25 protein-coding genes and 1 pseudogene are annotated in these 23,895 nt (G+C 70.0%); 11 read left to right on the top strand and 15 right to left on the bottom strand.

The window, feature by feature from the left end; translation table 11 throughout:
* Nucleotides 1-204 precede the first annotated feature (204 nt).
* The 4 genes from ABZ562_RS21675 to ABZ562_RS21660 form a co-directional block, all read right to left on the bottom strand.
* Complete coding sequence (locus ABZ562_RS21675; RefSeq protein ID WP_361482029.1) at nt 205-1,464, bottom strand: cytochrome P450; 1,260 nt, start codon at nt 1,462-1,464, stop codon at nt 205-207.
* 186 nt (nt 1,465-1,650) lie between these two features.
* On the bottom strand, nt 1,651-3,021 hold the full coding sequence (locus ABZ562_RS21670) for an amino acid permease (protein ID WP_361482026.1): 1,371 nt from the start codon (nt 3,019-3,021) through the stop codon (nt 1,651-1,653).
* A 36-nt stretch (nt 3,022-3,057) separates the two neighbouring features.
* On the bottom strand, nt 3,058-5,274 hold the full coding sequence (locus ABZ562_RS21665) for a phage holin family protein (protein WP_361482023.1): 2,217 nt from the start codon (nt 5,272-5,274) through the stop codon (nt 3,058-3,060).
* Between the two features lie 156 nt (nt 5,275-5,430).
* A complete protein-coding gene (locus ABZ562_RS21660; protein ID WP_361482020.1) occupies nt 5,431-5,781 on the bottom strand; it encodes a helix-turn-helix domain-containing protein in 351 nt (116 codons plus the stop codon).
* A 134-nt stretch (nt 5,782-5,915) separates the two neighbouring features.
* On the opposite strand from ABZ562_RS21660, the gene ABZ562_RS21655 reads away from it, so the two are divergent.
* Both ABZ562_RS21655 and ABZ562_RS21650 read left to right on the top strand, forming a co-directional pair.
* On the top strand, nt 5,916-6,737 hold the full coding sequence (locus ABZ562_RS21655; RefSeq protein ID WP_361482017.1) for an ANTAR domain-containing protein: 822 nt from the start codon (nt 5,916-5,918) through the stop codon (nt 6,735-6,737).
* Complete coding sequence (locus ABZ562_RS21650; protein ID WP_361482014.1) at nt 6,722-7,318, top strand: hypothetical protein; 597 nt, start codon at nt 6,722-6,724, stop codon at nt 7,316-7,318. The genes ABZ562_RS21655 and ABZ562_RS21650 overlap by 16 nt, the downstream gene beginning before the upstream one ends.
* A gap of 41 nt (nt 7,319-7,359) precedes the next feature.
* Here ABZ562_RS21650 and ABZ562_RS21645 read toward each other — a convergent pair whose 3' ends face one another.
* The gene (locus ABZ562_RS21645; protein ID WP_361482011.1) at nt 7,360-7,659 is read right to left on the bottom strand and encodes an antibiotic biosynthesis monooxygenase; all 300 of its coding nucleotides are present in this window, start codon (nt 7,657-7,659) and stop codon (nt 7,360-7,362) included.
* A 76-nt stretch (nt 7,660-7,735) separates the two neighbouring features.
* Nucleotides 7,736-8,638 carry an NADP-dependent oxidoreductase gene (locus ABZ562_RS21640; RefSeq protein ID WP_361482008.1) on the bottom strand — a complete coding sequence of 301 codons (903 nt, stop codon included), beginning with the start codon at nt 8,636-8,638 and terminating at the stop codon, nt 7,736-7,738.
* Between the two features lie 129 nt (nt 8,639-8,767).
* Between ABZ562_RS21640 and ABZ562_RS21635 the strand changes: the two genes are divergently transcribed.
* Nucleotides 8,768-9,259 (top strand): MarR family winged helix-turn-helix transcriptional regulator, encoded by a 492-nt coding sequence (locus ABZ562_RS21635; protein WP_361482005.1) that lies wholly within the window; start codon nt 8,768-8,770, stop codon nt 9,257-9,259.
* 40 nt (nt 9,260-9,299) lie between these two features.
* On the opposite strand, the gene ABZ562_RS21630 is transcribed toward ABZ562_RS21635, so the two are convergent.
* Complete coding sequence (locus ABZ562_RS21630) at nt 9,300-10,454, bottom strand: protein-L-isoaspartate(D-aspartate) O-methyltransferase (RefSeq protein WP_361482002.1); 1,155 nt, start codon at nt 10,452-10,454, stop codon at nt 9,300-9,302.
* Between the two features lie 187 nt (nt 10,455-10,641).
* Here ABZ562_RS21630 and ABZ562_RS21625 point away from each other — a divergent pair, with 187 nt between their 5' ends.
* On the top strand, nt 10,642-11,133 hold the full coding sequence (locus ABZ562_RS21625) for a cupin domain-containing protein (RefSeq protein ID WP_361481999.1): 492 nt from the start codon (nt 10,642-10,644) through the stop codon (nt 11,131-11,133).
* Between the two features lie 209 nt (nt 11,134-11,342).
* Here the strand turns inward: ABZ562_RS21625 and ABZ562_RS21620 are convergent, their stop codons facing one another.
* Nucleotides 11,343-11,714, bottom strand: coding sequence for an ATP-binding protein (locus ABZ562_RS21620; RefSeq protein ID WP_361482364.1), 372 nt, complete (start codon nt 11,712-11,714; stop codon nt 11,343-11,345).
* Between the two features lie 162 nt (nt 11,715-11,876).
* Here ABZ562_RS21620 and ABZ562_RS21615 point away from each other — a divergent pair, with 162 nt between their 5' ends.
* Both ABZ562_RS21615 and ABZ562_RS21610 read left to right on the top strand, forming a co-directional pair.
* On the top strand, nt 11,877-12,698 hold the full coding sequence (locus ABZ562_RS21615) for a helix-turn-helix transcriptional regulator (RefSeq protein WP_361481996.1): 822 nt from the start codon (nt 11,877-11,879) through the stop codon (nt 12,696-12,698).
* A complete protein-coding gene (locus ABZ562_RS21610) occupies nt 12,695-12,877 on the top strand; it encodes a DUF397 domain-containing protein (protein ID WP_361481993.1) in 183 nt (60 codons plus the stop codon). Before ABZ562_RS21615 ends, ABZ562_RS21610 begins: the two co-directional genes overlap by 4 nt.
* Here the strand turns inward: ABZ562_RS21610 and ABZ562_RS21605 are convergent.
* The gene (locus ABZ562_RS21605; protein ID WP_361481990.1) at nt 12,861-13,766 is read right to left on the bottom strand and encodes a DNA-3-methyladenine glycosylase 2 family protein; all 906 of its coding nucleotides are present in this window, start codon (nt 13,764-13,766) and stop codon (nt 12,861-12,863) included. The two genes, ABZ562_RS21610 and ABZ562_RS21605, sit on opposite strands and share 17 nt — an antisense overlap.
* 3 nt (nt 13,767-13,769) lie before the next feature.
* Nucleotides 13,770-14,138 (bottom strand): VOC family protein, encoded by a 369-nt coding sequence (locus ABZ562_RS21600; RefSeq protein ID WP_361481987.1) that lies wholly within the window; start codon nt 14,136-14,138, stop codon nt 13,770-13,772.
* Between the two features lie 80 nt (nt 14,139-14,218).
* On the opposite strand from ABZ562_RS21600, the gene ABZ562_RS21595 reads away from it, so the two are divergent.
* On the top strand, nt 14,219-14,680 hold the full coding sequence (locus ABZ562_RS21595; RefSeq protein ID WP_361481984.1) for a MarR family transcriptional regulator: 462 nt from the start codon (nt 14,219-14,221) through the stop codon (nt 14,678-14,680).
* An 11-nt stretch (nt 14,681-14,691) separates the two neighbouring features.
* Here ABZ562_RS21595 and ABZ562_RS21590 read toward each other — a convergent pair whose 3' ends face one another.
* Both ABZ562_RS21590 and ABZ562_RS21585 read right to left on the bottom strand, forming a co-directional pair.
* On the bottom strand, nt 14,692-15,903 hold the full coding sequence (locus tag ABZ562_RS21590; RefSeq protein WP_361481981.1) for a cytochrome P450: 1,212 nt from the start codon (nt 15,901-15,903) through the stop codon (nt 14,692-14,694).
* A gap of 109 nt (nt 15,904-16,012) precedes the next feature.
* Nucleotides 16,013-16,471, bottom strand: a complete 459-nt coding sequence (locus ABZ562_RS21585; RefSeq protein WP_361481978.1) for a hypothetical protein — start codon at nt 16,469-16,471, stop codon at nt 16,013-16,015.
* A gap of 127 nt (nt 16,472-16,598) precedes the next feature.
* On the opposite strand from ABZ562_RS21585, the gene ABZ562_RS21580 reads away from it, so the two are divergent.
* The 3 genes from ABZ562_RS21580 to ABZ562_RS21570 all read left to right on the top strand — a co-directional run bounded on the left by ABZ562_RS21580 (nt 16,599) and on the right by ABZ562_RS21570 (nt 18,982).
* Nucleotides 16,599-17,543, top strand: a complete 945-nt coding sequence (locus ABZ562_RS21580; RefSeq protein ID WP_361481975.1) for a DUF5996 family protein — start codon at nt 16,599-16,601, stop codon at nt 17,541-17,543.
* 102 nt (nt 17,544-17,645) lie between these two features.
* Nucleotides 17,646-17,990 carry a helix-turn-helix transcriptional regulator gene (locus ABZ562_RS21575; protein WP_361481972.1) on the top strand — a complete coding sequence of 115 codons (345 nt, stop codon included), beginning with the start codon at nt 17,646-17,648 and terminating at the stop codon, nt 17,988-17,990.
* Nucleotides 17,990-18,982, top strand: coding sequence for a hypothetical protein (locus ABZ562_RS21570; protein WP_361481969.1), 993 nt, complete (start codon nt 17,990-17,992; stop codon nt 18,980-18,982). Before ABZ562_RS21575 ends, ABZ562_RS21570 begins: the two co-directional genes overlap by 1 nt.
* Nucleotides 18,983-18,987: 5 nt before the next feature.
* On the opposite strand, the pseudogene ABZ562_RS21565 reads toward ABZ562_RS21570, so the two are convergent.
* The 3 genes and pseudogenes from ABZ562_RS21565 to ABZ562_RS21555 all read right to left on the bottom strand — a co-directional run.
* Nucleotides 18,988-19,331, bottom strand: a pseudogene (locus ABZ562_RS21565) (transposase); the annotation flags it as partial.
* A 19-nt stretch (nt 19,332-19,350) separates the two neighbouring features.
* Nucleotides 19,351-20,694: an MFS transporter gene (locus ABZ562_RS21560; protein WP_361481966.1), complete on the bottom strand. Its 1,344-nt coding sequence runs from the start codon at nt 20,692-20,694 to the stop codon at nt 19,351-19,353.
* A 411-nt stretch (nt 20,695-21,105) separates the two neighbouring features.
* The gene (locus ABZ562_RS21555; protein WP_361481963.1) at nt 21,106-22,422 is read right to left on the bottom strand and encodes a DUF1214 domain-containing protein; all 1,317 of its coding nucleotides are present in this window, start codon (nt 22,420-22,422) and stop codon (nt 21,106-21,108) included.
* Nucleotides 22,423-22,526: 104 nt separating this feature from the next.
* On the opposite strand from ABZ562_RS21555, the gene ABZ562_RS21550 reads away from it, so the two are divergent.
* Nucleotides 22,527-23,891 carry a DUF1254 domain-containing protein gene (locus tag ABZ562_RS21550; protein ID WP_361481960.1) on the top strand — a complete coding sequence of 455 codons (1,365 nt, stop codon included), beginning with the start codon at nt 22,527-22,529 and terminating at the stop codon, nt 23,889-23,891.
* Nucleotides 23,892-23,895: the final 4 nt, after the last annotated feature.

The raw sequence follows: 23,895 nt of genomic DNA, 5'->3' as shown, positions 1-23,895 counted from the left end.
TCACGGCAGATGTCAATAAGGCTCGTCCTGGTCTTACCAGGATGTTTGGCGAACCGCAGCATTCACACTGCGAGTTAACATCAGTTCCAGAACGAAGCGACCGTAGCAGTCGCCACGTGGCGTACGCAACCAAAACGTGACGGACCGTTTTATGGTCAACTCGCCCTATGCGAGGTATGCGAGGTGGACGGTCCCGGAGAGGATCTAGCCCCGCAGCAGGACGGGCAGGTGCCGGTGTCCATTGGAGATGAAGGACTCCAATGGGCGGAGCTCGGTGGGGGGCACCGCGAGAGCCAGGCCGGGAAAGCGCGCGAAGAGGGCGCTCAGCCCGATGCGCCCCTCCAGCCGGGCCAGCTCCGCGCCCAGGCAGAAGTGCGGGCCGTAGCCGAACGACAGGTGCTCGCGACGGGTCGCCCGGGTGAGGTCGAAGTCTCCGCCGCCCGCGCCGTGGGTCCCCGGATCGCGTCCGACGGCGGCGTAGTTGATGACGATGGGGTCGCCCTGGCGGAAGGTCAGCCCGGTCGCCGCGTCGTGGACGTCCTCGATCGGGAACCGCATGACGATGGCGGCGATCGGCGCCTGGTGGCGCAGGGTCTCCTCCACCACGTCGTCCCACGACGCCTTCCCGGAGCGCAGCAGGGCGAGCTGGCCGGGGTGGGTGAGGAGGTTGACGATGGCGTGGTCGAGCAGGTTGACCGTGGTCTCGTGTCCCGCGCCGATCAGCAGCAGCACGCTGTCCAGCAGCTCCTGCTCGCTGAGCCGGGAGTCGGTCTCGTCGTCGTGCGCGCCGATGAGCACGCTGGTCACATCGTCGCCGGGAGCCTGCCGCTTGGTGGCCAGCAGCCCCGTCAACAGCCGGTACAGCTCACGGGTGTTGGCCTCCGCCTCCGCCTCCGACTGGCCGGTCGCGAAGATCCCGGCGACCCCGGCGCGAAAGGCGTTGTGCAGCTCGTCGGGGACGCCGAGGAGGGTGTTGACGACCATCAGCGGCAGCATCCAGGCGAAGCGTGACCGCAGGTCCACCACCCCGCCGGGGGCGGCGTCCTCGGTGGCGTCCAGCCCGTCGAGCAGGGACCGGGTGATCTCCTCGATCCTCGGGGCGAGCGCCCGGACCCGGCCGGGTGTGAACGCGGTGCCGATCAGCCGGCGGAGCCGGACGTGTTCCGGGCCGTACGCGGTCAGCGCGTTACGGACGTCCACCCACAGGCGCAGCGGCCACTTGGGCGGAATGCGCTCGTCGATGTAGGCGTCGGACCAGTGCCGGTGGGCGTCCTTGGAGATCCGGCTGTCCGTGAGGAGCCGCTTGACCAGAGCCGGGTCGGTCACCGCCCAGGCCACCACCCCGCCGGGCAGCTCCACCGGGGTGGCCGGGCCCCGGTCCCGCAACCGGTCCGCCTCGGCGTGGATGTCGCGGGCGGTGGGGTCGAGGCGGAAGGGGCAACCGGAGGTCAACTCGGCACTCATGAGGAGAGATTTTCGCTCAATTGCGCCGCTCAAGAAAAGAGGAAAGGCGGAGAAAAGAGCAGAACATCCGCCCCCTCTCCCTCATTCGTCGCATAAGGAACCGACCGTCGTCGCATATCCCGGCGGAATAGTGAGAGGGCAAGAAACAGCATGTGGCGATTACGAAAAGATATTCGCATGCGCCGTTTACTGAGTACCCGCCTCCGCCGCCGTGCCGTCCTCGGCCACCGCGCGGCCCGCCCCCTGGCTCTGGCGGCGGGCCGCGATCACCACGTACACCAGCACTCCGGCGAACAGGAACAGCACCCCCTGGTACACCGCCGCGTACCCGGCCCCCGAGACCAGCCAGAAGGAGAAGCCGAAGCCCGCCAGCGCCAGCACCAGGTCCCAGACGAAGCGCCCGGTCCGCACCTTCTCGCGGCGCCCCGCCAGCAGGAAGTACAGCTGCGCCCCGGCCGCCAGCAGATACGGGACCGTCGCAGAGAAGGTGGTGATCAGCACGAGGGTCGCGAAGACCCCGTTCGACCCCGAGGTGTAGTTGACCACGGTGAGGACCGACGCCAGGATCACCCCGACGAACACCCCGACCGTCGGCACCCCGCGCCGCTTGACCGTGAACACGGCCGGGAAGAGCCCGTCCCGCGCGGCCGCGTACGGCGCCTGGGCGCTCATCAGGATCCAGCCGTTGAGCGCGCCGACGATGGACACCACGGCGGCCAGCGCGATCAGCGTGCCGCCCCACGTACCGCCGAACATCGCGTCGACCGCGTCGGAGAAGGGCGCGGTGGAGTTCACCAGGTCCTTGTGGGCGACGGTGCCGAACACCGACACCGTGCCGAGCAGATAGACCACGGCCGCGCCGACCGTGCCGAGCACGCTCGCGCGCCCCACGTTCCGCTCCGGGTTCTCCATCTCGCCCGCGCTCATCGACGCCGACTCCACGCCGAGGTAGCTGTAGAGCAGGATCGCGGCCGCCGCCGACATGCCGCCGAGCGCGCTGCCGCCGCTCGCGTTGAAGGGGCCGATGTTGTGCGGGTCGAAGTAGAAGAGCCCGACGACCGCCACGAAGAGCAGGGGCACGAACTTCAGCACGGTCGAGACGAACTGGACGGCACCGACCCAGCGCGTCCCGGCGAGGTTCGCCAGCGCGGGCAGCCACAGCGCGAGCAGCGCGATGGCCAGGTCCATGCCCTTGGACTCGTGCCCGGGGGCCAGCACATGCACATAGCCGACCGCCGCCACCGCGAGCGCCGCGTTGCTGACCCAGGTCATCGTCCAGTACGACCATGCCGACAGGAAGCCCGCGAAGTCGCCGAAGGCGGCGCGGGCGTGGACGTACGGCCCGCCCGTACTCGGGTCGCGCCGCGCGAGCCGCCCGAAGACGAGCGCGAGCGCGATGGCGCCGACCGTCAGGACGACGAAGGCCAGCAGGCTGAGCGTGCCGTACGGGGCGACGGAGGCGGGGAGCAGGAAGATGCCGCCACCGATGATGTTCCCCATGACGAGCGTGGTCGCCGTGGGCAGGCCGAAGCGGCGCGTGTGGTGCTGGTCGAGCATGTGAATATCGTCATGGACGATGTACGGTGCACCAAATCACCGGGCTTTGTCCGGCAGAACAGGGCGGGGGACCGGAAAAGGTACGGCGACGGGGCCCGGAACCCGGGATTCCTGCGCGAGTCCCTGCGACCCGTCAGACAAGACGTCCCCCGGAACCCGCACTTCAGGCGCCTCCTCCGCCCGGACCCGCGCCTGCGGTGCCTGCTCCTTGGGGACCTGCGGTCCGTCCGCCTCCCGCAGCCAGCGCCGCAGCACCGTGTGCACCCGCTCCGCTCCCACCAGCTCCTCCCCCGCCGCGACGGGCGCGGAGAGCTGGACCGGCCACAGCAGAAAGGGATGGCCCTGCTCGCCGCCGAGGCCGCCGTGCGAGCCGATCTGCTCCTCGAACGCGTACACCTCGCCGGTCGCCGCGTCGTAGGCCGAGTTGACCATGATGTCGGGGGTGTTCCGGAAGTGCGCGGTCCGCCGTACGGCGTCGGCGGCACCCGGCCCGAAGACCGCGAGCGGGCTCTCCTTAATCACCCGGCCGGTGTCGAGGTGATGCTCGGCACCGTCGGCGCCCAGCACCACCGCGCCCTCCGTTTCGGAGCGCACGAGCAGGAAGCCGATCCCGGCGTGGTTGGCGAGGGTGCGCAGCAGGGCGGGGTGGCGCCGGTCGATGGCCTCGCGGCTCATCCGGCCGGGGACGTCCGGGAACGAGATCAGCCCCAGGTTCCCGGAGGCCAGCACCACCGGCCGGGACTCCCCCTCCTCTCCCTCCGGTTCGTCCTTCTCGGGCCGGTGCAGAGCCGCCCGCGCCGCCACGCGCGCCTCCGCCCCGCTCGCCGTACGCCCGGCCGCCTTCGGCACCGGCAGCCCGCACCCGGCGCGCACCAGGTCCTTCAGCGTCAGCCCGTACGCCCCCGCGAACGTCGGCCCCGGGCTCTGGCCGTGGTCGGACAGCAGCACGATGCGGTACTCGCGCGGCGCCCGCTCCGCGACCTTGGCGATCAGCGCGATCGACCGGTCCAAGCGGGCCAGCACCTGCTGGGCATCGCGGCTGCGCGGCCCGGAGTGGTGCGCCACCTCGTCGTACGCCACCAGGTCGGCGTAGATCGCGGTACGGCCCGACAGGATGTCCCCGATGACCGCCGCCACCACCACGTCCCGCTCCACGACCGTGGCGAACGCCCGGATGAGGGGGTAGAGCCCGCCGCGCCCCACCCGGGGCGTCTCCCGGCGCAGCTTGGCGCGGGTGGACTGGCAGATCTCCCGGCACACCTCGGCCACGAACGAGGCCGCGGTCCGAGTGGCGTTGGCCGGGTCGGAGAAGTACGTGAAGTAGCCGCTGCGGGAGCGGTTGCGCTTGCTGCGCCGCGCCGCGACCGACAGCACCAGCGCCAGTTCGTCGGCGCCCCCGGTGAACAGGTTGCCCCGGCTCGCCCCGTCCACCGTCAGCAGCCCCTCGTGCCCGGCGCGGGCGGCGGCCCGGCGCTGCAACACGGCCGCGCTCGACGGCCGGTTGCTCACCATCACCTCGCCGCTCTTCTTCTCGTACCAGCGGAAGGCGGGCACGTCCTCGTTCGAACCGTGCAGGATGCCCAGCTGGCTGGCGCCGGTCTGGCTGGACCAGTCGGTGCGCCACGGCGTGACGGTGTGGGTGCCACCCACCCACGTCGACACGGTCTCCATCACGGGCGGCCGGTTGTCCCGGAGCCGCAGCGCGTCCCGCAGCACGGCATGCCCCACCCCGTCCAGCTGGAGGAACACCGTCCCCGGCGGCCGCGCCCGGCCCCCGTCCTCCCCGCTGCGCCGCTGTCTGCGGTCCGCGAGCCGCGCCAGCCTGTGCCGGTACGCGCCGTCGTCCCGTACGGTCAGGAACGTGCTGGTCGCCGAGGACGCGGCCGACATCACCGCCGCCACCACGACCGCCGTCTCCGGCTCCACCGTGCCCCGCCCGTCCGGGATCAGGCCGATCGCGAGGAGCAGCAGCGAGCCGTTCAGCACGAACACCAACAGCCCCAGCACCAACGCGGGCATCAGCAGCAACGCCCGCACCAGCAGTGGCCACACCAGCGCGCTCAGCACGCCGAAGGCGCCCGCGCCGCTGGCGGCGGTGACCGCGACCCTCGTCGCGCTGTCGCCGTCCGCGGCCTGCAAGCGGAAATCGGGCAGGACGCCCGCGAGCGCCAGCATGGTGAGCGTCGACACCGCCCACACGGCCGCCACCCGGAGCAGGGCTCCCCCCACGGTCTTCCATCGGGGCTTCTGCACGCCGTTGGCCTCACTTCGGATTCCGGCCCGCGCTGGGCGCGCGGGCCGAGTCCCAGCGTTACACAGCGTGGGTGCGTCCCGGCGGGCAAGAGGTTACGGGGAGCGAACCGTTCCGCTTACGACATGGTGACGGGCCGCGGCCGAACCCCGCCTCGGTCAGGCGGAGGTGTGGGACCGGGCGTGGCCGTCGGGGAGCGTCGTGCGTTCGGCCTCGTCCTGGACGAGCCAGGAGAGCAGCGACGCCACCGTCAGTCCGGCTTCGGCCGGGTGGCGCAGCACCTTGCCCGGGTCGAGCTGGTACGTGTTGGTGCGTCCCTCCCGGGTGTGGGAGAGGTAACCGTCCCGCTCCAGGTCAGCAATGATCTTCTGAACGGCGCGTTCGGTGAGTCGGCAGTGCACCGCGATATCACGGATGCGGGCATTGTGATTGTCCGCGATAGCTGCCAGCACCCGGGCATGGTTGGTCAGAAACGTCCATCCGGTGTGCGGCTCGGGCACTTCGTCCATGGCCCAACTCTAGCGACCGACCATGCACGCAGCCAAAAACACGTAACTCATTTCATGTATCGGTTGACGTGTGTGGGGCCGGTAGGTGAGTCTGAGAGCCGAGGTCGGTGATCAGACAAGGGGAGGGCACCGCCATGCCGGAACCGGCACAGCCCGTCGTCGAGAAGGGCGTCGGGCACGCGGAGGGCGACGGCGAGCCGGTGGCGCCCACGCCCTGCCCGGCGGCAGCCGACATCGCGCCGGACGGCGACCGGATGCGCGTGAGCCTGCGGGGGGAACTCGACCTCAGCGGGCAGCTGCTCCGGGGCGACCTGCACGAAGCGCTGCGCCGGTCGGCAAGCGGCGTCGATCTGGACCTGACCGCGCTGACCTTCTGCGACTGCTCCGGCCTCAACATCCTGCTCAACCTGCGCCTACGGGCCCTCGGCCAGGGCAAGACCGTCGTCGTCCGGGGCAGCAGCCCGGCCGTCGAGCGGCTGCTGGACGTGACCGGCACCTGGGATCTGTTCGTTCCCCCGGGCCCGGACGACGGGGGCACGGCGCCCACCGCGCGCCACGACGCGAACCCACGAGAGGAGACAAGGCAGGATTTACGCACCGAAGTGCGGCAACTGCGCCACGCCATGCGGACCCGGCCGACGATCGACCTGGCCCGCGGCATGCTGATGGTCTCGTTCGGCCTGAGCGCCGAAGCGGCCTGGAAGGCGCTGGTCAAGACCTCCCAGAACACCAACACCAAGGTGCACCGCTTGGCCCGCGACCTGGTCGGCACGATCGAGGGAGGCAGGCTGCCCGAAGCGGTCCAGAAGCAACTGGCGATCGCGGTCACCGAAGCGGCTCCACGCGCCCGCCCCGCGGGCACGGCCTGGGACAGCGCTCCCGGCCGCGGTTCCCTCCGCACGGCGCTCCAGTTCGGCTACCGCGCCGTAGAGTCACGCGCATGCAGACCTCATTAACGGGGCGGCGCAGACGCGTCGCCGCGACCGCTCTCCTCCTGGGCGCCGCCCTCTCCCTGACCGCCTGCGGCGAGCAGCGCGCCACGACGGCCGACGCCCCCAGCGCTCCCCCGAGTTCCAGCCCCGGCTCCCCCGCCGCTTCCCCCTACGTGGAACCCGGATCCCACGACGGCGCCCCGCACTACCGCGAGAACAACGCGTACCGCCTCCCCGGCGAGATGTCCCCCGCGAGCGCCAAGGACGCGCGGAAGGAAGCCGCCCGCATCGAGCCCGTACTGAAACGGCTGTGGGGACAGAAGAAGTGGGACCCCAAGAGCGTGCGCACGGCGATGCTCAGGCTCGGCTACGAGGAGGAGCGGACCGGGCCGAAGGGAGAGCTGCTCGGCGGGACGCTCACCGTGCAGGGGATGGAACCGCGCTTCGAGACCGACCACTACATCACGCCCGAGGGCGCCCGGGTCGGCCTGCGCGTCCGCCGTGACGCATGCGTCACGGCGTTCGTGCAGAAGACCAACTACCAGGTCAGTACGAACGGGCCCTACATGGAGACCGGCTGCTTCGAGCCGCCCTCCGGCCACTGAGCTCGCGGCGGGCCTTGCGCTGCGCCGGGATCGCCGTGGCGTCAGGCGCGGGGATCGCGCTCGTTGGAGGCATCGAACTTCCGTACCTCGTTGCGCATACGCGGAGCCCACTTGGCGAAGATCTGCTGGACCTGCGGAGTGCTCAGGTGCGTGGCCAGCGCCTCCTGCGACGTCCACTGCTCCAGGACCGTGACGGTTCCGGCGTCGAGGTCGTCGATGCAGAAGCTCAGCAGGACGTTGCCGGGGTTCGCCGCGGCGATCGGGTAGGTGGCTTTGGCGTCGGCGATGAATTCCGTGACGTCACGTGGGTCGACGTGGACTCGGCCGGCGATGATGATCATCGGTGTTCCTTCAGCAGGGGTGGACGACCTGAGCCGTTGGTGTGCACGACATTGCGGGGCCGGTTCGTCGCAGCGCTCAGGACAGGGTGATGACGACCTTGCCGCTGCCGCTCTGGGCGAGCGTGTGGGCCTCGGCGATGGAGGCCAGCGGCAGAACGTGCTCGACGCGGGGGGTGTACAGCCCCCGGCGGCCGAGGTCGGCGGCCTGCCGCAGGAGGGTGGAGTCGTTGCGGGCATCGATCTTGCGCAGTCCCAGCCGTGCCGCGCCCTCGGTGTCGATGACCGTGACGACGCGGCTGGGGTTGCCGACGAGGTCCAGGAGATCCGGCAGCGAGGCTGACGGCGCGGCGTGAACGGCCGCGTCGACGCCGGCCGGAGCCAGAGCCGCGACCCGTTCGCCCAGCCCTGGGCCGTACGTGGTCGCCCGGACCCCCAGGTCTGCGAGGTGGGCGTGGTTGGCCTGACGGGCGGTGCCGATCACCGTCGCCCCTGCGGCCAGGGCGAAGGCGGCGACGGCGCTGCCCACCGCGCCGGAGGCTCCCTCGATCAGCAGGGTCCGCCCGTCGAGGTCACCGAGGGCGGTGATGACGCCCGCCGCGGTGACCGAGGCGAGTCCGGCCGCGGCGGCCTGCTCGGTCGACCAGTTGGAGGGGACGGCACTCCACGCGCTCAGCACTGCGAACTGCGCGGTGGTGTCGCTGACTCCGCCCAGGCCGAAGACGAGGTCGCCCACACGCGTGCCCTCGACACCCGGCCCCACTTCGTCCACGACTCCGACCGCGTCACGACCGGGCACCGCGGGCAACTCGAGGGCGAGGACGTCCTGCAGGTGGCCGGCGCGCAGCAGGAAGTCGATGGGGTTCACGCTCGTGGCCCGGACCTTGACGCGTACCGAGTCCGCCCCGGCGTGGGGTTCGGGGGCGTCCTCGACGACCAAGACGTCGGGGTCGCCGTAACGGTGATAGCGCGCAGCCTGCATGGAGGTCTCCCGGACTCGATGGGCGCGGCATTTCTTGCCGCGGAAAGTAACGGTAGGTCTAAATAATTTCCGTGGCAAGTAACCGTCCGTATAGATGATTTCCGCGGCAAGCAACGGTAGGATGACGCCATGGCAGACCCTCAGCACCTCTCGCCCCAGCAGGACCGCACCTGGTCCCTGCTGGTCGGGGTGATGATGTGGCTACCAGCCGAGCTGGACGCCTACCTTGAACGCGCAGCCGGGATCAGCCACGCGGAGTACCAAGTCCTGCGCTGGCTGTCGGTGAGTGAGGACCGCGAGGTCCATATGAGCCGACTGGCCGCCACGGCCAGCGTCACCCCCTCACACCTGTCGCGCATCGTGGCCAGGCTGGAGAAGCAACAGTGGATCACCCGCAGCAGCGACCCTGATGACGCCCGCCGGACGCTGGCACGACTGACCGAGACGGGCGCGCAGGTGGTGAGCCGCACCGAGCCGGGGTACGCCGAGGAAGTGCGCCGGCACGTCTTCGGGCACCTGGATCCCCAGCAGGCCGAGCAGCTCGAAGACCTCGCCGAAGCGATGCTGACTCCACTGCGCCGGGACTGCGTGCAGTTGCTGCCTGCCCGGACCTCCCGCTGACACGTCTCCCGTCTCGGTGCGCCGGCCTCGCTTGCGCCGCTCACGACACGATGGCCGCCGGATCATCCAGCCACACCCGATGCCCCTCGGGCGTCACGGTGAGCCCGAACCGACCGTGGCCCGGCGCGCCCTGCCCCGTCCACCACCGATACGCGCCCTCCACCTCGTCCCACAGCCGGCGCTCCCCCGCCTGCCAGACGCGCGCCCCGTCCGCGCCGTCGCGGAACACCACGCACGCCCAGGAGCGGTCGCCCAGCCCGTAGAACCACACCGGCCGCGCCCCGTCCTCCTTGCCCGCCACGACCTGGACGCACCGGGGTACGCGAAGACCCAGCACGAAGGGGAGGGCGCTGTACTGCCCGGTGACGAACTCCGCCTCGGTCACGTCGGTGGTGGAGGCGTCGGCGCCATCGGTCGGTGCGTACGCGCCGTGGTCGGGGAGCGTCAGCCGCTGGGCGCGCGCCTTCATGAACTCCACGGGCCGGGTGAAGCGGCCGGACGCCGTCCCCTGGCGCACCGTGAGCCGGGCGACGGCGTCGGCGTGGGTGAAGTGCGTGCCCCAGGGCGCGACGATGAGCCCGCCCGGGCGGGTCTGCTCGAGCCACGCCCCGGGGATTTCCCGGACCCCGACGGTGGCCAGGACGCGGTCGTACGGTGCCTGGTTCGCGTACCCCTGGGCCCCGTCCCCCACGACGACGGTCGCATCCCACCCGGCGGCGCGGAGCCGCGCGCCCGCCTGCCGCGATACGGCGGGATCCACCTCGACGGTGGCGACCCCGCCGCCGTTGCCCCTGCCACAGCCCCTGCCGCAGCGGTGCGCCAGGGCCGCGGCCGTCTCACCCGTGCCGGTGCCGATGTCCAGCACCGTCATGCCGTCGTCCACGGCGAGGTCCTGGAGCAACGCGTAGACGACGGACGGCATGGAGGAACTGCTCGTGGATACCCGTCCGGGTTCGGTGCCGGTGTGCGCCCCGTCGTCCCACTGCGTGACGATCGGGGCGTCGCGGTCGGCGGCGGCATACCAGGCGTCGGGGTCCTCGGCCCGGCGGACGGCGGTGGCCGTGTGGGTGCGGGTGTCGAACGGCCACATGAGGTCGGGCAGGAACGCGGCCCGGTCCACGGCGTCGAAGGTGGGCGCCCAGTCCGCCGCCATGGCTCGCCCCAACGCCCGCCGCGCGGGGCGGGATTCCACCATCAGCACGCCGCTCCTTCGTTTGCTTCGTTCAGGCCGGAGTTCCGGGCAGCAGCATAGGAATCACCGCTGGAGACCGGCACGAGCCACGGATAACGGGCGCATGGCTGATCAACGGACGATTGACCCACGATTTCGGTAGCCAATTGCCCCGGGCAAGAGGTCACCCCACGTCCATAGAGTCCTCATCATGACGAAGAGAACCCCAGCGACGCTGACCCGCCACGCGGACGCCGAGACGTGCGCCGACCCCAGCAGTGTGATGACCCTGCTGGGCGAAACGGATGGCGCGGGCGGCGGCTTCACGAGCTACCGATCCACCTTCGCCCAGGGGGCCGTGGGGGCACCCGCCCACTTCCACACCAGGGCGACCGAGCTGTTCTTCGTGGTCAGCGGGGCGCTCCAGGTGCTGATCGGCGAGGAGGTCACCGTCCTGAGCGAGGGCGACTTCCTGGCGGTGCCTCCCCACACCCCGCACGCCTTCGCCGCGGCGCCGGACGCCGAGGCGGACGTGCTGTTCGTCTTCACCCCCGGCATGGGCAGGTTCGACTATCTGCGCCTGCTCGGCCGGGTGATGCGCGGCGAGGCGGACCCGAAGGAGATCGCCGAGTCCGCCGAGCGCTTCGACAACCACTACGTCGACAGCCCGGTATGGCGTGCGGCCCTGGAACGCTCGGCCTGATCGACGCGGCCTGGCCGTCCCCGGAGTGGCGGGCGGTGCTCACCGTGTGGTGTCGGCCGTTGCCCCGCCCCGCACCTCCCGGAACCGCTTCACCACGTGGCTCGCACCCGCCGCCAGGACCGCCACAACCACCGCCGTGTAGAAGGAGTCCGGGGTCTGCCAGTCGCCGTTGGCGTCGGAGAATGTGGGGCGGACACGGCCGCACCGACCTAGAGACGGACGCGCGCCCAGACGGTCTTTCCAACGACGCGCTCCCGTACGCCCCACGCCTCGGCGAACGCCTCCACGATCGCGAGCCCGCGCCCGCGCTCGGCGTCCGGCGCCGCGTCACCGATCACCGGCAGGCCGTCGCCGGGGTCGGACACCTCGACGCCGACCAACTTCTCTGCGTCGTATGCGATACGCACCTCGTAGTACCTCCCGGGTACGCGGCCATGCCGTACCGCGTTCGTCGCCAGCTCCGAGAGGACGAGCAGTACGGCCTGAGACGGCCCCGGGGCCACGCCCCACCTGCAGAGAGCAGCCTCGACTGCATGGCGGGTGCGATGGACCGACGGGGGTACGGGCGTGAACCTCTTCATCCAGCCATGAATGGGGACGACGCCGTGACTTTCTGCGTTCATTTCTCAACTGTGGGTGTCAATGGCTACGTTGACCAGGGGAAACGACTCAACGCGGCCACGCGTCGAGTCCAGTCGAACACCCGTTGAGTGACGTTGAGAGGCGTTGAAAGGGCGGCAGAGGTGGCCAACCCGAAGAAGAGAGACGCGGCGTCGTCGACCGTGCAGTACTTCGCCGCCGTGCTGAAGCTGCTGCGCCAACAGGCGGGACTGACGCAGGGCGAGCTCGGCGAGCGGATGGGTTACACCGGCTCCGCCGTGAGCGCCGTGGAGACGTGTGCGAAGCCGCCGACGGACGAGTTCATCGAAGCGGCCGAGAAGGCACTGGACGCGGGAGGGTTGCTGAGGGCCGCCATCGGGCTTCTGCGGCTTGAGCGCTATCCGGAGTTCTTCCAGGGATTCGTACAGCTGGAGCAGGAAGCTCTCAGCGTGTCGTCGTACTGCACGCAGGTGATCGACGGTCGTTTGCAGACGAAGGAGTACGCCGACGCCCTACTCCGGAGCAACTACCCGCCGTTCGAGGCCGAGGAGCTGGATCAGCTGGTCGAGGCTCGCATGGACCGCAAGGCGTTGTTCGATCGCAAGCCGATGGCGCTGTTCCATACCGTGATCGAGGAATCGGCACTGCGGCGAGAGATCGGCGGCACGGAGGTCATGCGCGCCCAACTCCAGCACCTCATCGAGTGCGCAGCCCGTCCGAACGTGACCATCCAGGTCATGCCGACAAGCCATGCGGAACACGCGGGCCTTCGAGGCGCGTTTACGGTCCTTGAGACTCCCGACCACACCACCTTGGTTTACATGGAGAGCCACGGCGAGAGCATCCTGGTCTCCAAGCCCGAGAAGGTAAACGAACTGGCGTGCCGCTATGCCATGATCAGGTCCCAGGCTCTCGGGCCAAACGAATCCGTACGCTTCATCGAGCAGTTGATGGGTGAGCTATGAGCAGACTCGTGTGGTTCAAGAGCAGCTACAGCGACTCCGGCGGTGGCGAATGCGTCGAGGTGGCACACACCCCCGCCACCATCCACGTCCGGGACTCCAAGATCCCCGACGGCCCGAACCTCCACATACCCGCCGACGCCTGGTCGGCCTTCCTGACGACCGTCACCCACCCCCGGTAGCCGCCATGCGGGCGCGCAGCAGAAGGGCGACCCAGCTGCGGTAGGGGCGCCACGCGTCCGCGATCCCGGCGAGCCGGGAGAGGCCCGGGGCCTCGCCCAAGCCGTACTCCGTGGCCACCGCACGGTGCACCCGGGGCTCGGCGGTGGGGAAGATGTCGGGGTGCCCCGCGCCACGGATCAGGATGAGTTCGGCTGAGAACGGGCCGATCCCAGACAGAGACTGAAGGTCTTTGAGGGCCTGGTCGGCGTCCCGCGCCCGCAGCGCCGAGGCGTCCAAGTCCCCGTCCAAGGCGGCTTCGGCGATGGCATGCAGGCGTTCGATCTTGACGTCGGTCAGGCCCGGGATACGGGCCAGGCCCCGCAGCACCGCCGGGGTCGGAAACGCGTGGAGCCGCTGTCCCGCGACGTCGACGGGCCGGCCGTGGTCGCGGGCGAGGCGGGCCTTGATGGCCGCTGCCTGGGTCTTGCGGATGCGGTGACCGATGACGGCCCAGGCGGCGGCCTCGTACGGGGAGTGGAAGCAGACGGGCCGCAGCCCCGGGAACTCGGCCTGCAGGCTCGCCACCACGGGGTCCCTCTCACCGACGGCGGGGAATCCGGTGCCGTCGATGTCCAGGGAGAGGATCCGGGCGATCTGGTTCCGGGCGGCCTCCCCAGCCGCGCTGTCGGCGTGGACCGTGAACTCGGCCGTCACGAGCCCGTGTTCACCGACCGCCTCCTCCTGGCGCAGGGCGCAGCCGATGACGCCGTCGTGGTCGTCGGCGGGGAAGGCCAGGCGCAGCAGGCCATCCGCCGCGTGGTCGTAGGAGGCGGGGGTGAAGCCCTCCAGGAACCGGATGGACGAGGCCAGCGAGAACGGACCCCGGGGGGTGAAGGAGGCGGTGGTCACGGGTCAGGCTCCGTGGGCGGTCAGGACGTAGCCCTCGGGGCCGACGAAGGAGAAGAACGGGCCGAACGGGCTGTCGGCGAGCGGCGTCAGGACCGTGACGCCGTCCGCGACGAGCTTGTCGCGCAGCGCCTGGGCGTCGGGGGTGGAGAACCACAGGGCGACCCCCAGCCCCGGGCGGCCGGAGTCCAGGTCGGTGCCCGGCAGCGGCTCGCGCACGGCCATCGGACAGGGCTTGGTGTCGAAGACGACCGCGCCCGGCGGCGAAGCGGGGGTGCGGCGCAGGCCGAGGTGGGTCTCGCAGAACTCGGCCGCCGCCTTCACGTCACGGACCTGCAGGGCCACGAAGTCGGGGCCGTCGATGCTGATGGACATGGGCGTCTCCTCGAATCAATGTCAGGACTTTGACATGCGCCAACGCTAGACGTGGCCCACACGTGTGTCAAAGTATTGACATGAAGGAGAGTTCGCAGGCGGAGCCGCCGCACCCGGCAAAGGACGTACTTGATCACGTGGGCTACCGGCTGAAACGCGCGCACGCCGCGCTGCGCGGCGCCATGGACCAGGCGCTGCGCGAGCACGGCCTGACGGTGCCGCAGTACGCCTGCCTGGAGGTCCTGGCGGCCCGGCCCGGCATGTCCAACGCGGAGCTGGCCCGCGCCACGTTCGTCACCCGCCAGTCGATGAACGTCGTCCTGCGCGGGCTGCAGGAGGACGGGCTGCTCGCCCGCCCCGACACCGTCGGCCACGGCCGCGCCCGCCCCGTCACGCTCACCGAGGCAGGGTGGCGGCGGCTGCACGCCGCGCAGGCTTCCGTCTACGCGATCGAGGCCCGCATGGTCCGGGCCGTCCCCGCGGAGCGTCTCGCGGGGCTCCTCGAAGACCTCGACCGCGTGGCGCGGGCCCTCAAGGACTGACGCTCAGACCCTCACGCGTCCCAGGTGACCGGCAGCCTCCGCACGCCGCGCGTGGACACGCCCACCTTCCACTCCACGTCCCGCTCGGCGTCGGCGAACCGCAACCCCGGCAGCCGTTCCAGCAGTGTCCGCAGGGCGATCCGCAGCTCCATCCGGGCCAGCGGAGCGCCCAGGCAGTGGTGCGGGCCGTGGCCGAAGCCGATGTGAGTCGCCTCGCGGCGGCTCAGATCGAGCTGGTCGGAGCCGGTGTAGACGCTCTCGTCGCGGTTGGCCGAGTTGATGGCGACGACCACCGGCTCGCCGGCCCGTACGGTCACCCCGCCCACCTCGACGTCCTCGACCGCGTACCGGGGCTGGAGGCTGCCGGAGCCGAGCGGGGTGAAGCGCAGCAGTTCCTCGACCGCCTGCGGCACCTGGTCGAGGTCCGCGCGCAGGGCGGCGAGGTGTTCGGGCTGGGTGAGCAGGACGTAGAGGAAGTTCGCGATCTGCGTGGCGGTGGTCTCGTGGCCGGCGATGAGGATCGACTCCGCCAGCGAGAGCAGTTCGTCCTCGGACAGCCGGTCGTCGTTGTCGCGCGCCGCGACGAGGGAGCTGAGCAGATCGTCCTGCGGCGCGGTGCGACGCTGTTCGACGAGACCGGCCATGTAGTCCCGGAGCAGGGCCCGGTAGCCCTTGATCTCCTCCAGCGTGTACTTCGTCGTGGAGAGGAACGCCTCGGACCACAGCCGGAAGTCGCCCCGGTCCTCGAACGGCACGCCCAGCAGCTCGCAGATGACCGTGATCGGCAGGGGCAGGGCGAAGTCCTCGACGAGGTCGGCGGGGGCGCCGTCGGCCCGTATCACGTCGACCAGTTCGTCGGCGATCTGCTGGGCGCGTGACCGCATGCGGTCGATCTGGCGCACGGTGAACGCCTTGGTCACCAGGCGGCACAACCGGCTGTGCTCCGGCGGGTCGAACGTACTGATCGTGCCGGGGCCGGGAGCGTACGGCCGTACGCGCGGCGCGTCGCGCCCGACGGCCGCCGCCCGGCTGAAGCGCGGGTCGCCGAGGACGAGCCGGGCGTCCTCGTAGCGGGTGGCCAGCCACGCCGGTTCGCCGTACGGAAGCTGGACCCGGGCCAACGGCTCCTCGCGGCGCAAGCGTTCGTACAGCGGGGCCAGGTTCAGCTTCTCAGCCGCGAACGGATAGGGCAGGGGCTCGGCGGCGGGCTGGGCGGACGTCATGCATCCTCCTTGGCGGCCGGGTGGGGGGAAGTCGGCCACCTCGGATCGCATTGTCCACGCCGAGGATCAGGGAGATCATTAGAGATCCTCGGAGGTCCGCGGGAACGTCTCACCTCCTGATGCGCGCGCGACCGCTCTCCAACTCCTCGCGGGCCGCCTCCATGAACGCCTCACGGCGCTCCCGCTTGACCGGCGACCGCCCCTGCTCGCTGCGCATCAGCGCGTGCAGCACGGTGGTGTAGTCGTGCGCGGCCTGGGCGGCCCGCGCGGAACACACCAGCTCGACCGCCTTCTTCGCCAGCCATAAGTCGTGCAGCTTCTCGTCCTCGGGATCGTCGAGGGTCGGCATGCCGAGCTTTCGGCGGTCCAGGATCAGCTCGACCCGTTGCACCGCCTTCAGATACCCCGATATGGCCTCCTTGCGCTCCGCCCGCGCCGCGTCAGCGCGCTGCCGCTGGTCGCGCTGCACCTCGACGCGGTTCGCCAACTGCTGCCCTATGAGGGTCCCCGTCGTCCCCAGCAGAACGCCGACCAGGGCGAGAACCGTACCGACCGTGATTCCGTCCACGGCACCCAGCTTTGATCACGCCGCCACCACCGCGCCACACCCCCCGGAATCCGGGAAGTTTTTTCACTCGCCGGGACACGGGTACTCGACGGCCCCGGCTGGGAGTCGCCGACACGCGGGAGGCGAGATGGCCGAGCAGAGGACACCATGGGCCGGCGCCTGGCCACGGCTCCGCGTGGCGGACTGGGCGGAGGCCCGGGACACGCTGCACATGTGGACCCAGATCGTCGGCAAGATCCGGCTGGCCCACGCCCCGCCGGCCAACCACTGGTGGCATGTCACGCTGTACGTCACCCCGCGAGGGCTGAGCACGTCCGCGATCCCGTACCGGACCGGTGCATTCGACATCGAATTCGACTTCATCGATCACCGCCTGCGCGTGCGGGTCAGCAACGGAAGCCACCGCGAGCTGGCGCTGGAGTCCAAACCGGTGTCCCAGTTCTACGCCGAGGTCATGGACGCCCTGGGAGACCTGGGCATCCGGACCCGCATCCATCCCCGCCCGAACGAGGTGGACCCGGCGATCCCCTTCGCGGAGGACCACCGCCACGCGACGTACGACCCGCACGCCGCGCGCCTCTTCTGGGGCCAGCTCACCCGCGCGGACCGGGCCTTCGAGGAATTCCGGTCCGAGTTCGTCGGCAAAGCCAGCCCGGTGCACTTCTTCTGGGGCTCCATGGACCTGGCCACCACCCGCTTCTCCGGCCGCCCCGCGCCCCCGCACCCGCCCGACGGCCTGCCCAACCTGCCGGACTGGGTGACCGAGGAGGCCTACTCCGTCGAGCTGTCCAGCTGCGGCTTCTGGCCCGGCGGCGGCGAGGAGGGCGCGTTCTACGCCTACGCCTACCCCGAGCCGGCCGGCCTCGCCGACCAGCCGATCCGCCCTGCCGCCGCGTCCTACCAGCGGGAATCCGGCGAATTCGTGCTCCCCTACGAGGCCGTCGCCACCGCCCCCGATCCGGACCGGGCCCTGAGCGAATTCCTGCACACCACGTACGCGGCGACGGCCGAACTGGCCCACTGGGACCGCGCGGCGCTGGAAGCGGATCCTCACCGGCTGGAACACCACTGAACACCCGGTGACCTCAGAGGGAGCCCGGCGCGGCCATGGGCATCTTCGGCTACTCTGAAAACGAACTAGTCGTGGATCGCGAGTAATCCGCCGGGAGGGCAGATGGCACCGACGGACCCCTCGGCCGGATGGCTGCGCGGAACCTTGCAGTTGAGCGTGGCCGCCGTGCTGGCCGAGGCCGACCGGCACGGATACGCCCTGGTGCAACGGCTCGCGGAGCACGGCCTGGGCACGGTGCGCGGCGGAGCGCTGTACCCCGTACTCGGCCGCATGGAGACCGACGGCCTGGTCGCGTCGCGCTGGGAGCCGGGCGAGGGCGGGCCGGGGCGCAAGGTCTACCGGCTCACCGACGCGGGACGCGGCGCGCTGCGTGACGAGATCGCGCGCTGGCAGGAGTTCTCCGCCGCGATGGACCGGCTGATGAAGCAGACCGAGCAGGAGTTGTGATGAGCGAAACCGCGGACATGTGGGAGTTACGAACCCGGCTCGCCCTTGCCGAGCGGTCCGTGGGAGAGGAGGTGAGCGACAGCGTGCTGGCGGAAGTGGCCGCGCACTGCGCGGAGAGCGGCGAAAGCCCTGAGGAGGCATTCGGCCTGCCGGACGACTTCGCCGAGTCGGTGGCGGCTGAGCGGTTGCCCGCCGACGTACGGGCCGGAATCGACCCCGACGCGTGGACGGCTACCGAGTACGCCTTCGTCGTGACCGCGCAGTTGGGCCTGATGACCTTTCTGGCGGGGGCGTACGAGCTGGTGACGAGCGGCCTCATGGTCGATCTCACCACCGCCGCCCTCGTCGGCTGCGTCGCCATCGCCGCCGCCGTGGCCGCCCTGTACGGCGCGCGGTTCGCCCTGCACGCCGGGTCCCGCACCCGCGCGATCGTTTGCGGGCTGGCCACCATCACGGCCGTCGTCCTCGCCGCGGTCACGTTCCTCGAGGCGCCCGACACCGTGATCGCACACGTACCGGCCCCCGCCCTCTGCGCGCTGGGCATTCTGCTCCCCGCGTGGGTGCTGTTCTCCCGCCCGCCGACCGCCCCCGCCCCTGACCGGCTGCCGTCCGAAGCGTGGCTGCGCAAGCTGCCGCAACTCCTGGAAGGACGCCACGCACTCCCCCGGGCCCGCGCGGCCGAACTCACCCGGGAGGCGAGCCGCCACCTCGCGGAAACCGGGTGCGAGCCCGAGGACGAATTCGGCCCCGTGGCGGCCTACGCCCGCCGGCTCGCCAGAGCGGAAACGCCCCGGCAGCACTGGTGGCGGCGCGACGACGTGCGATCCGCAGCCGGCACCGCGTTCTTCGGCATGTGTCTCGTGGACAACCTGCACAGCCATGGAGCGGTGTGGCTGACGGTGGTGGCCGCGGTGGGCATGTGCCTCAGCGCGGCGTCCCTCGTCGACCACCTGCGCCGGAACGCCAAGCGCGACCGACGGGCCGCCACCTGAGCCGCCCACGCCGGCCGCCGGGTGCTACTCCGCGCCGAGAATGCGGCCAGGACACGCCAGGCGGTGGGGGTGGAGGCGACTGGACCGTATACCTCGCGCTGGTCGCGCAGGAGGGTCAGGTCGGCGATCGCCTCGCCGCCGTCCGCCAGCATCACCGCCAGGTCGATCGCCACCCGGCCGGGATCGTGGCCGGTGCCGCGCGACCGCAACCGGCGCAGCGCGTTGGCGAAGACGCCGGTCAGGCCCGTGGCGTCAGCGAGGTCGGCCAACAGGCAGGATCCAAATGGCTGGCCACTCCGCGACCGTCGGCCGAAACGACAAGTTTGGGACGCGTCCCGGTCTCGGTAATCGGGCGTTAGCCAGCAAGCTCACGCTTCGGCCTCTGCCGTCGGAGTGGGCGGGCTGTCTGCTTTCGCTCGTGGCGCGGTCTCCATGTGGTCGTGCGAGGTCTCCCTCATGGTCCCAATGATGATCAGCCCGACGACCGCGGCGAAGATGATGTAGAACGCCGGGGCAATGGTGGCACCGGTGAGGGCGACCAGCGACGTCGCCACCAGCGAAACGAGTCCGGTGCCGATGACACCACCGATGTTGAAGCCGAGCGAGACGCCGGTGTAGCGCACCCGCGTGGGGAACTGTTCCGAGTACAGCGTATAGACCACGCCCTGCTGGACGCTGAAGGGAAGGTTCAGGATCAACGCGGCGACGATGGCCAGTGGGAGCGAACCTTGCTGCATGACCCAGAAACAGGGGACGGCGAGGACGACGAATCCCATGAGGCCTGCCGCAAGGACGCGTCGCCGTCCGAAACGATCGCTCAGGGAGCCTGCCCACGGGATGAGTGCCAGCGGCATCAGCACGATCAGTACGACAAGCCACAGGGCGCCGGCCATCGGATACCGCAGCACCGCCGAGAGATGGACGACGAGATAGACCGACGCGATCCCGCCGGTGGTCATTGTCGAATAGGCGATCCCGGCGACCCGGAGGACACCGGCCCTGTGAGCCCGCAGGATCTCGACCAGTGGTGCCTTGGGGGGAGCCGCCTCCTTTACCATCTGCACGAACAGCGGAGAGTCCTCCACCCGCATTCGGTACAGCACCGCAGCCACCAGCAGCGGTGCGGCGATGAGGAAGGGGACCCGCCAGCCCCAGTTGCTCATCTGCTCGGCGGGTATCACGGCGCTGAGTGCCCCGACCGTGGCGGCTGCTCCGGCGAGGCCGAGGGAGATCCCGATCGAAGTTGCCGAGCCGAACAGGCCACGCCGCCGGGCGGGGGCTGACTCGGTGGACAGCGATGCTGCTCCGCCGACCTCGCCACCAGCGGAAAAGCCCTGGATGATCCGCAGGATTGTCAGCAGAACCGGTGCGGCGACACCGATCGCCGCATAGGTGGGCAACAGCCCCGTGAGGACAGTAGCCACACCCATCAGCGTGACTGTCGCCGTGAGGACCGTCTTGCGACCATGGCGGTCGCCCAGACGACCGAAGAACAGTCCGCCGAGTGGTCGGGCGAAGGATCCGCTCGCGACCACGCCGAGGGTGCTGAGCAACCCGAGGAAGCCATTCTGGTCAGGGAAGAACAGGGGAGCCAGCACGACTGCCAGGTAGCCGTAGCTCGCGTAGTCGTAGTACTCGATAGCTGTACCGACGGCGGCGGCCAGGCTCGCTCTGCGAGCTACTCGGTCTCGATCGGGCAGTGCTTGCGACATCGGCGCTCCTTCGCGCTTCGATGTGGACGGCCGTCCCGTGGCCGTGATGTTGCGCCGTAACACTAGACTCGAACCTACCTCAGTTCAATAAGCTGGAAGGTTCCGCGCGGCAGTTGGCCGCGTTGCTCCCCGGACCCAGGAGCGCGACCCTCCGCTGTTCGCCGGATACCCACGGGAGGGCGCTGCACCGCTGACCGGAGTCGCCGAGGACGGCTCGTTGTCGACCGGTGACGTGCCGGAGGTCCGGTAGTGCCGTCTTCGCGAGGGTCGGGAGAAAGGCATCCTCCGCAGCGGGTGCAACATCGACATACGCGCTCGATGAGCACGTGGCGGGATCTCGGCTACCAGACCTGCGGCAGGGAAACCCGAACCCAGGTCGACAATGTCACCATTGCCATGAAATAGGAACGCTCACCGTGAGGCTGCGTCAACGCGAACCACCGCGGGTGGGTCCCAGGCTGTGGTCGTCGGCCGGTACAGGCGGAGCATGAGGCGGAATGGGCCGCTCGGCGCAGGCAGCCAGTTGGCGTCGTCCGGTGGACGGGAATGCTGGAGGCGGATGACCAAGGAGCCATCGTCGCCGAACCGAAGCCCCGGCGTGCGGTCTCCGATGGCGTACCTATTGATCTCATTGTCGACCAGTAGGCCCTTGGCGTGGTACATGGTGAGTGACCAGAAGGCCTGGACCGGCGGGAGCGATCCGGCGGCGAAGGTGATCTCGTAAGCACAGCCCTCGCCATCGAGCGGCTTGCCGGCGGCATCCACCTCGCAGACGGGATACAGGGCCTCGCTCACCGGGTTGATGAAGATCTGGGAATGGGCGACCGCAGCCCGCAGGAGACGATTGTCTCCGAAGTCTGTTCCGACGTCGTTGATCGCCCAGCCGTTCGCGGAGCGGCCGAACGAGCGTACGTGTCGTTCGATGTCGTCGCATCCCTGTGCCAGGCCGTCGGCGATCGCACTCGTGGACGCGGTGGATAGCCCGGCGATGCCCTGTATCCGTGATCGGTTGATGTCACGGCATAGCTCGTCGGTGATGGCGTCCGGGTCGGCGTCGTCGAGCACCTGGGCAAGCGCCAGGGCGAAGGTCGCGGGGTCCTCGATCTCCGCCTGCCGGGTCGTGCCTGCGAGTTCCACGTCGCGGGCCGCTGGTTCGGGGGGCACCCCGTACGGTGTGCTCCTGAGCGTGAGCGCGTCCTGGAGCTGGTGGGCGGCGGCCAAATCGAGCTTGTTGGCCCCGTCCACCAGGATGCGTCCGACGATCATGACGTACCGCCAGTTAGTGCGCAGCCGGACTTCCCCGCCATCCGCCTCCAGGCGCGCCATTCCCTTGCCGATCTTGACGGTGGGCAAGGGTTCGCCCGGCGTACCTCGACTGATCACGATCGGTGAGGTGGTATCCGGAAGGGCCACCTGGAAGCTGGCGTACCGGTCGCCGAAATCAGGCAGACGCAGTTCGAACTCGTTGTGCCGGACGTCCAGCCAGGCGACTGAGTACAGCGTGTCGACGTTGGGGGCGACGCCGACGGTCAGTGTCGGATCGGAGAGCCGCCGCTGGTGGCCGAAGGTGTTGACGGGCGCGCCGGCAGAGGTCGCCTGGCGAGGCCCGAACGGATCGAGAGGTTGGACGAAGTTGAGGCGTACCCGCTGAGCGAAGATCAACGGATAAGACCATACCTGGACGTCTCGGCTGGCGGCTTCAAGGGTCGCCTCGGGTGTGTGCTCCATCCGGCCCCCTTGTTGAACTTAATTCAGTACAACTAGGGTAGCAGTGGCTCCGTGGCCAACGGGGTCCTCATGGTCGGCGCCTCGGCCGAGGGGCTGGAATCGATGTGATCGAGAAGGTGGCCATGGATTGGCGCGGTTACGACACGTCTGGCCTGGAGCAGCTCGGCAGGGCCGAACAGCCGGACATTGTGCCGGCGCAGGCCGCTTGGCGACGGCGCTGGACGGAGAGTCTGACCCTCCAGGCGGTGGTGTACGGGTTGCCGTCGGCGCTGCAGTACGCACTGATGTGCGCGGAGGCCTTGGCCCCGGGCGCGACTCCCGGCATGGCGACGTTCCGGCATGAGCGAACCCTGGCCGGGCCCGATTTCACCGCGTTTCGTGCTCCGAACGTGGACACCCTCTACTCCACGGCATGGCTGTACCTACGCGGGCAAGCCGTAGAGGTCCAGACGCCGGACTTCGGTGACCGCTACTTCACTGTGCAACTGGTCGACGCCTACAGCAACGCCATCAACATCAGTAACCGCACCTTCGGCTCGGCTGCCGCTCGCTACTGGCTGGTCCCGGCGCAGTGGGCCGGGCCAGTACCTGAAGGGGTGACGGTCGTGCGCGTCCCGACCACCGTCGTGTGGCTGCTGATGCGGATCCAGGTGGTCGGCGGCGATGTCGCGGCAGTGCACCAGTTGCAGAATGCCGTCACCATCAGGCCGACCTCACAGGTCCACGTCCCGCGTGGGCCGCTCGTCGATCGGCTGTCGGTCGAAGAGGACTGGCGGGCGTACTTCCGCGCCCTTGACGCGGCGATACGACTGAACATGTACCCCAGCGAGGAGCGCGCCCACGTTCACCAGTTCCGCGCACTCGGTCTGCTGGGGCAGGAACCCTGGGAGCCGACCGCCCTCGATCCGACGACCGCTGACGCAATGGCGGCCGGCTTCGAGGCGGCGATGGACATGGTGGGATCGGCTCGACGCCAGTTGGGGGCGGACACGGGTACCGGCTGGACACGCGTTTCGGGCAAGGGGGCACACGGGCACAACTTCCTCGCGCGCGCAGTCATGAACCACGTTGGACTCGGTGCCAACGTCGTCGAGGAGAACACGTCGTTCAACACTCATGTCGACGCGGAGGGAAGCCAGTTGGCGGGATCTCATGGCGACTACGCCCTGACCTTCGACGTTCCGCCGCCGAACGACGCGTTCTGGAGCGTCACCCTCTACCACGTCGAGACGGGACGTGTCTTCGACAATCCACTCGGCCGCTACTGCATCGGCAGCGCCAACCTGGAATCCGCCGAGCCCGCCGGGGCGGTCCGGATCGTGATTGCCCGGAACGATCCGAAGGCGCCCAACTGGCTCCCCTGTCCGGACGGCGACTTCTACCTGGCTCTGCGCATCTACTCGCCGGGCGGCGCCGTCACCCGTGGGGATTGGCTCCCAACCCCTGTCCAGCAGGCGCCGTCGAAATGAGCCG

The organism is Streptomyces sp. NPDC019937, from assembly GCF_040631655.1.
In the GTDB taxonomy this organism is placed as follows: Bacteria; Actinomycetota; Actinomycetes; order Streptomycetales; family Streptomycetaceae; genus Streptomyces.
Note: the sequence above shows the minus strand (reverse complement) of the source record. Positions and strands in the feature narration are given on the sequence as shown.

Bases quoted from the DNA above. Each gene is read 5' to 3' on its own strand.
- ABZ562_RS21675 (WP_361482029.1), bottom strand. From the start codon at position 1,464: ATGAGTGCCGAGTTGACCTCCGGTTGCCCCTTCCGCCTCGACCCCACC.
- ABZ562_RS21670 (WP_361482026.1), bottom strand. From the start codon at position 3,021: ATGCTCGACCAGCACCACACGCGCCGCTTCGGCCTGCCCACGGCGACC.
- ABZ562_RS21660 (WP_361482020.1), bottom strand. From the start codon at position 5,781: ATGGACGAAGTGCCCGAGCCGCACACCGGATGGACGTTTCTGACCAAC.
- ABZ562_RS21655 (WP_361482017.1), top strand. From the start codon at position 5,916: ATGCCGGAACCGGCACAGCCCGTCGTCGAGAAGGGCGTCGGGCACGCG.
- ABZ562_RS21650 (WP_361482014.1), top strand. From the start codon at position 6,722: ATGCAGACCTCATTAACGGGGCGGCGCAGACGCGTCGCCGCGACCGCT.
- ABZ562_RS21645 (WP_361482011.1), bottom strand. From the start codon at position 7,659: ATGATCATCATCGCCGGCCGAGTCCACGTCGACCCACGTGACGTCACG.
- ABZ562_RS21640 (WP_361482008.1), bottom strand. From the start codon at position 8,638: ATGCAGGCTGCGCGCTATCACCGTTACGGCGACCCCGACGTCTTGGTC.
- ABZ562_RS21635 (WP_361482005.1), top strand. From the start codon at position 8,768: ATGGCAGACCCTCAGCACCTCTCGCCCCAGCAGGACCGCACCTGGTCC.
- ABZ562_RS21630 (WP_361482002.1), bottom strand. From the start codon at position 10,454: ATGGTGGAATCCCGCCCCGCGCGGCGGGCGTTGGGGCGAGCCATGGCG.
- ABZ562_RS21625 (WP_361481999.1), top strand. From the start codon at position 10,642: ATGACGAAGAGAACCCCAGCGACGCTGACCCGCCACGCGGACGCCGAG.
- ABZ562_RS21620 (WP_361482364.1), bottom strand. From the start codon at position 11,714: ATGAAGAGGTTCACGCCCGTACCCCCGTCGGTCCATCGCACCCGCCAT.
- ABZ562_RS21610 (WP_361481993.1), top strand. From the start codon at position 12,695: ATGAGCAGACTCGTGTGGTTCAAGAGCAGCTACAGCGACTCCGGCGGT.
- ABZ562_RS21600 (WP_361481987.1), bottom strand. From the start codon at position 14,138: ATGTCCATCAGCATCGACGGCCCCGACTTCGTGGCCCTGCAGGTCCGT.
- ABZ562_RS21595 (WP_361481984.1), top strand. From the start codon at position 14,219: ATGAAGGAGAGTTCGCAGGCGGAGCCGCCGCACCCGGCAAAGGACGTA.
- ABZ562_RS21590 (WP_361481981.1), bottom strand. From the start codon at position 15,903: ATGACGTCCGCCCAGCCCGCCGCCGAGCCCCTGCCCTATCCGTTCGCG.
- ABZ562_RS21580 (WP_361481975.1), top strand. From the start codon at position 16,599: ATGGCCGAGCAGAGGACACCATGGGCCGGCGCCTGGCCACGGCTCCGC.
- ABZ562_RS21575 (WP_361481972.1), top strand. From the start codon at position 17,646: ATGGCACCGACGGACCCCTCGGCCGGATGGCTGCGCGGAACCTTGCAG.
- ABZ562_RS21570 (WP_361481969.1), top strand. From the start codon at position 17,990: ATGAGCGAAACCGCGGACATGTGGGAGTTACGAACCCGGCTCGCCCTT.
- ABZ562_RS21560 (WP_361481966.1), bottom strand. From the start codon at position 20,694: ATGTCGCAAGCACTGCCCGATCGAGACCGAGTAGCTCGCAGAGCGAGC.
- ABZ562_RS21555 (WP_361481963.1), bottom strand. From the start codon at position 22,422: ATGGAGCACACACCCGAGGCGACCCTTGAAGCCGCCAGCCGAGACGTC.